At 76.7% G+C, this 4,790-nt stretch carries 5 protein-coding genes; 1 reads left to right on the top strand and 4 read right to left on the bottom strand.

Translation table 11 applies throughout. From position 1 onward, the window contains the following. Both E1291_RS39335 and E1291_RS39330 read right to left on the bottom strand, forming a co-directional pair. Nucleotides 1–749: DUF5931 domain-containing protein (locus E1291_RS39335; protein ID WP_242614662.1), on the bottom strand; the 749-nt coding region annotated here is incomplete at its 3' end. A gap of 31 nt (nucleotides 750–780) precedes the next feature. Further along, nucleotides 781–1,515, bottom strand: a complete 735-nt coding sequence (locus tag E1291_RS39330) for a lysophospholipid acyltransferase family protein (protein WP_207401190.1) — start codon at nucleotides 1,513–1,515, stop codon at nucleotides 781–783. Nucleotides 1,516–1,875: 360 nt separating this feature from the next. Between E1291_RS39330 and E1291_RS39325 the strand changes: the two genes are divergently transcribed. Next, a complete protein-coding gene (locus E1291_RS39325; RefSeq protein WP_131743101.1) occupies nucleotides 1,876–2,745 on the top strand; it encodes a hypothetical protein in 870 nt (289 codons plus the stop codon). Between the two features lie 64 nt (nucleotides 2,746–2,809). Here E1291_RS39325 and E1291_RS39320 read toward each other — a convergent pair whose 3' ends face one another. Together E1291_RS39320 and E1291_RS39315 are read right to left on the bottom strand one after the other, a co-directional pair. Beyond that, nucleotides 2,810–3,523 carry an endonuclease/exonuclease/phosphatase family protein gene (locus E1291_RS39320; RefSeq protein ID WP_131743100.1) on the bottom strand — a complete coding sequence of 238 codons (714 nt, stop codon included), beginning with the start codon at nucleotides 3,521–3,523 and terminating at the stop codon, nucleotides 2,810–2,812. Nucleotides 3,524–3,563: 40 nt separating this feature from the next. Further along, nucleotides 3,564–4,532 carry an ROK family glucokinase gene (locus tag E1291_RS39315; protein ID WP_131743099.1) on the bottom strand — a complete coding sequence of 323 codons (969 nt, stop codon included), beginning with the start codon at nucleotides 4,530–4,532 and terminating at the stop codon, nucleotides 3,564–3,566. Between the last annotated feature and the right edge of the window lie 258 nt (nucleotides 4,533–4,790).

Below are 4,790 nucleotides of genomic sequence, written 5' to 3'. Positions count from 1 at the left end.
ACCGGCGGGGCCGTGCCGATCAGCGCGCGCAGCGCCGCCTCCTGCTGGCCCGCGAGCCGGCCCAGCTCGGCCGCCTCGCCGCCCAGCTCGCCGCCGCGCCGCTGCACCATCGCCAGCACCTGGAGCACCGAGTCGTGGATGCGCCGGGCCAGCCGCTCGCGCTCGCGGGTGGCCGACTCCAGCTCCACGGCGCGGGCCAGCCGCGCCTCGGCCTCCAGCGCCAGCCGCACCACGTGCCCGACGACGAGGCCGGCGAGGAACAGCAGCACGATCCCGTTGAACGTGGTGCCGGTGACCCCGCCGGTCCCGGCGATCGCGTGCAGCGCCAGGTTCGTCGCGGCGATCACGGCGGCGGCGGCGAGCCCGGCCCGGCGGCCCCCCGCCACCGCCCAGGACAGCACGGCGGCGGCGACCCACGACACCGGCAGCGTCGGATGGCCCGCGGAGATCTCGCCGCGGGTCTGCACCCAGGCGGTGGCGAGCACGCAGCCGGCCGCGACGGCGAGATCGGCGGCCAGCAGCGGCCCGCCCCGGCGCCGCCGGTCGCGGTAGGCCGGCACCGACAGGGCCGTCCAGGCGGCCATGACGCCGAGCACGATCCAGCCGCCGAGCGGGCGCGCGTAGCCGCCGAAGTCCCGGACGATCAGCACCGCCGCGTAGCCGAGCGAGGCGACGCGGTAGACCGCGACGGCCCGCCACAGGGCGGCCTCCAGCCCGGTCCCGCCGCCGGACCCCGTCCTCGCCGTCACCGCCGCCCCCGTACCGCCGCCCCTCGCGCGGTCAGCCCGCGCCCGTGATCCCGTCGTCGTCCTCCGCCGGGCGGGCGGTCCCGCCCGCCGTCTCCGCCTTGACCTCGGCGGCGTACCGGTCGACGTACTCCTGGCCCGACAGCGCGCGGATCGCCCCCATGATCTCGTCGGTGATCTCGCGGAGCACCTCGTGGTCGTCCTCGCGGCCGTAGTGGCGGGAGAAGTCCAGCGGGGCGCCGAACCGGACGCCGGGCCGGATCCCGAGCCGCGGGAGGGCCCGGCCGGGCGGCATGAGCTCGAACGTGTTGATCATCGCCATCGGGATCACCGGGACGCGCGACTGCAGCGCCAGCCGGGCCACGCCGGTCTTGCCGCGGTAGAGCCGGTTGTCGGGCGCCCGGGTGCCCTCGGGATAGATGCCGAGCAGCTTGCCCTCGCGCAGGATCCGCAGGCCCGTCCGCAGCGCTGCCTCGGCGGCGTCGCCGCCGGTGCGGTCGACGGGGACCACGCCGACGCCGGTGAAGAAGCCCTTGTTGATCAGCCCCTTGACGCCCCGGCCGGTGAAGTACTCGCCCTTGCCGATGAAGAAGATCGGCCGCAGCAGCGGCAGCGGCCCGAAGAAGTGGTCGGCGAACGACAGGTGGTTGCTCACCAGCAGCGCGGGACCGCGCCGGGGGACGTTCCGCATGCCCTGGTTCCGCGGCCACCACACGACGTACATGATGGGGGACAGAACGATCCTCAGGAGGATCCAGAACCACAGCATGCCGACACCTTCCCTGGCCGCGCGCGCCTGCGGCCGCAAGCCGAGTCCCCGCCCCGAGGGGGAGATGATGGGACATCTTCGCATCCCCTCGGCCGGCGGCCCACCTCATCGCCCCGGCCGCGCCGCGCGCTCCGGCGCGCCCCGCCCGCGGAGCGACGTAGGCTCTTCAGCGAAATCTCAATCGGGTGGGCCCGGGGGCTTGTCCAGGGCGGCGCAGCGAATACCGTGGGACACACCCTCCGGGGTGCCGGGCGGTGCCGCCGTGTACCGCAGGCGCGACCGGGCACATGTCTATCGGGGAGCGGAGGCCGTCATGCCGGTGCTGTCGGTCACGCCGCAGTCGTCGAAGGAGCCGGCCCCGTGAATCGCCGTGGCAATGGACTGTCCGCCGACGCCTACGCCCCCCTGGTCGATCTCGCCCCCCACCTGGCCGACGCGATGCTCGCGGCGCTCGGCGAGGCCGGGGTGGCCGCCTACGCGATCGCCGCCGACCCGGCCGTGGAGCCCGCGCCCGGCGACCCGCTCGACCGGCTGTACGTGGACGTGGAGCTGAAGCCGGCGGCCGAGGGCATCCTGCGGGCGCACCTGACGCGGCTGCGCGACGCGGGCGCCCGCGGCGACGGCGCCGAGCGTCCCGAGACCGACCTCGCCGAGTCCGCCGCCCGCGAGGCGCACCTGGACGGGCACCGCGAGGGCGCCCGCGAGCCCCACCGCGAGGAGGGCCCCCTGGACGAGGGCGACACGGCCGTGGGCGACGAGCCCGGCCAGGACGGCGGCCCCCCGGGGCTCGACGAGGACGCCATCTGGGCCGAGATCGTCGCCGGGTTCGACACCGCCCCCGACGGCGAGGTCCCCTGGCCCGAGCAGGAGAACATCGAGGAGCCCGCCGCGCCGCCGCGCGAGGGCGACGACCGGACGGGCCGGCTGCCCCGCGCGCGGGTGGTCCGCACGGCCGACGTCGCCGAGCTCCCCCCGGACGACGACGATGACGGGGGCCATTACGTCCCGCCGCCGCCCCCGCCGCTGCCGAGCGCCGACCCGCTGACCAAGGGCGCCTGGATCGCGCTGGTCGGCGGGCCCGTCTACCTGCTGGTGACGGTGATCCTCGACTGGGAGGTGCCGGGCTGGGCCGCATTCCTCGCGGTCGCGGCGTTCATCGGCGGGTTCGTGACACTGGTCCTGCGGATGGGCGACGAGCCGCGCGATCCCGACGACGGCGCCGTGGTCTGACCGTGGTCTGATCCGAGGGCCTGACCCGATCAGCCGCTTGGCGGCCGGCGCGGAGGGGCCGGGGTCAGGCGCCGGGCAGGCGCAGGTCGGCCCGCAGCGGCAGATGGTCGGTCGCGAGGACGTAGTCGGCCTCGGGCGCCGCGTCGCCGCCGGGCACCCCGCAGCCGGCGACCCCGATGCCGGCGTCGGCGAACACGCCGTCGATGCGCCGGTTCGGGCCGCGGGCCGGGAAGGTGAGCTCCCCGCCGTCGGGCGCGACGGCGTAGCCGTCCTGGAAGCGGCCGGCGAGCAGTGCCCAGGACGGCCCGCCCGGCTCCTCGTTGATGTCGCCGGCCAGCACCACCGGGGCGCCGTACCGGCGCCGGGCCCGGTCCAGCAGGTCCAGGATCTCCCCGGTGTGCCGGAGCCGGGGGCCCTCCACGAGGTCCAGGTGGGTGGAGGCGGCGATGAGCCGCCGCCCGCCGGCGAGGTCGAGGACGGCGACGGCCAGCCCCCGCCGGTGCAGCCCGGGGGCACGGCTGAGCAGGTGGAACTCGCGGCGGACGGGCCGCACGCCCGGCGCCGCGAGCACGGCCAGCCCGCACGCCCGCCGCCCGGCCGCCACGGTCATCCCGCAGTCCGCGGCGAGGGCGCGGCGCCTGGCCCGCCAGCCGCGGAACCGCGGGACCTCCTGCAGGCACAGCACGTCCGGGCGGATCGCGCGGACGACCCGGGCCACGGCGGCGGGGTCGTCGCGCAGGGACCGGATGTTGTAGCCGAGCACGCGGACGGACGTCACGTCCCTGTTCCTCCCCTGTTCCTCGCCCGCCGGGCGGCGGTCAGACGACCGCGTCCTGCAGGGGCCTGACCCGGGCGAGGTCGGCCGCGCCGACGATGCCCGCGGCCGAACCCAGCTCGGCGATGCGGATGTCGGGCAGCGGGCGGTGCCCGCGGCCGGTCAGCGCGTCCCCGAAGGAGGCCCGGATCGGGTCGAGGAGGAGGTCGCCGGCGTCCGAGAGGCCGCCGCCGATGATGAACGCGCCCGGGTCCAGGATGGCGCTGAGGTCGGCGAGGCCCTGCCCCGCCCAGTGCGCCACGGCGCGGAAGCACTCCAGCGCGGCCTTGTCGCCCTCGCGGGCCGCCTGCGTCACCTCGGGCCCGCTGATCCCCTCCGGCCGGCCCTCGCCGAGCTCCAGCAGCCGCCCCGCCATCGCCGGGGCGACCCGCGCCAGGTCGCGGGCCTCGTGCACCAGCGCGTTGCCGCTGGCGTACTGCTCCCAGCAGCCCCGGTTGCCGCAGCCGCAGCGCCGGCCGTCCGGGACGACCCGGAAGTGGCCCATCTCCGCGCCGATGCCGAACTGGCCCCGGTAGAGCTCGCCGTTGAGGATGATGCCGCCGCCGATGCCGGTGCCGAGCGCCACCAGCACGATGAAGTTCTCGCCGCGCCCGGCGCCGTACTTGGCCTCGCCCCACGCGGTGGCGTTGCCGTCGTTCTCCACGACGACCGGGAGACCGACCAGGCTCTCGACCTTCTCCTTGATCGGCTCGTCGCGCCAGGCGAGGTTGGGCGCGAACAGCACGGTGGACCGGGTCCCGTCGACGAAGCCCGCGGTGCCGAGCCCGACCGCCGTCACCTCGTCGAACTTGCCCTTGAGCAGGTCGACGACCTCGGCGATGACCTCGGCGGTCTCCCTGGGGTTGGTCGAGGGAGTCGGCCTGCGGACCTTCTCCAGGATCGTCCCCCGGTCGTCGACGACCCCGGCGGCCACCTTCGTGCCGCCCACATCCACGCCGATGGTCAGGGCCATGTAACGCTTCCTCCTCCTCACGCGCCCCGGCTGGAGCCCGTCCCGCACTATCCGATGTCGATGGGGCCGCCGGTGGCGGCCGACCACGGCTCGCCGGCGTCCGGAGGGGCCGCCGGCTCACCGGCGGCCCGCCGGTCCCGCGGCGATCGACCCGACCGATCGGACGTACCCGCCCGGGGGCTCGCCGACGCCTCCGGCGGCCGGTTCCGGCGGCTCGCGGGGCCGTCCGGGGAGCCGGTGCGGCCGGCGGCGGCGGCG

The organism is Actinomadura roseirufa, from assembly GCF_900659635.1.
GTDB lineage: Bacteria > Actinomycetota > Actinomycetes > Streptosporangiales > Streptosporangiaceae > Spirillospora > Spirillospora roseirufa.
The sequence above is the reverse complement of the archived record's forward strand: the minus strand, read 5'-3'. Positions and strand labels throughout refer to the sequence as shown.

Coding starts and splice junctions, on each gene's coding strand:
- E1291_RS39315 (WP_131743099.1), bottom strand. CDS start 4,532: ATGGCCCTGACCATCGGCGTGGATGTGGGCGGCACGAAGGTGGCCGCC.
- E1291_RS39330 (WP_207401190.1), bottom strand. CDS start 1,515: ATGCTGTGGTTCTGGATCCTCCTGAGGATCGTTCTGTCCCCCATCATG.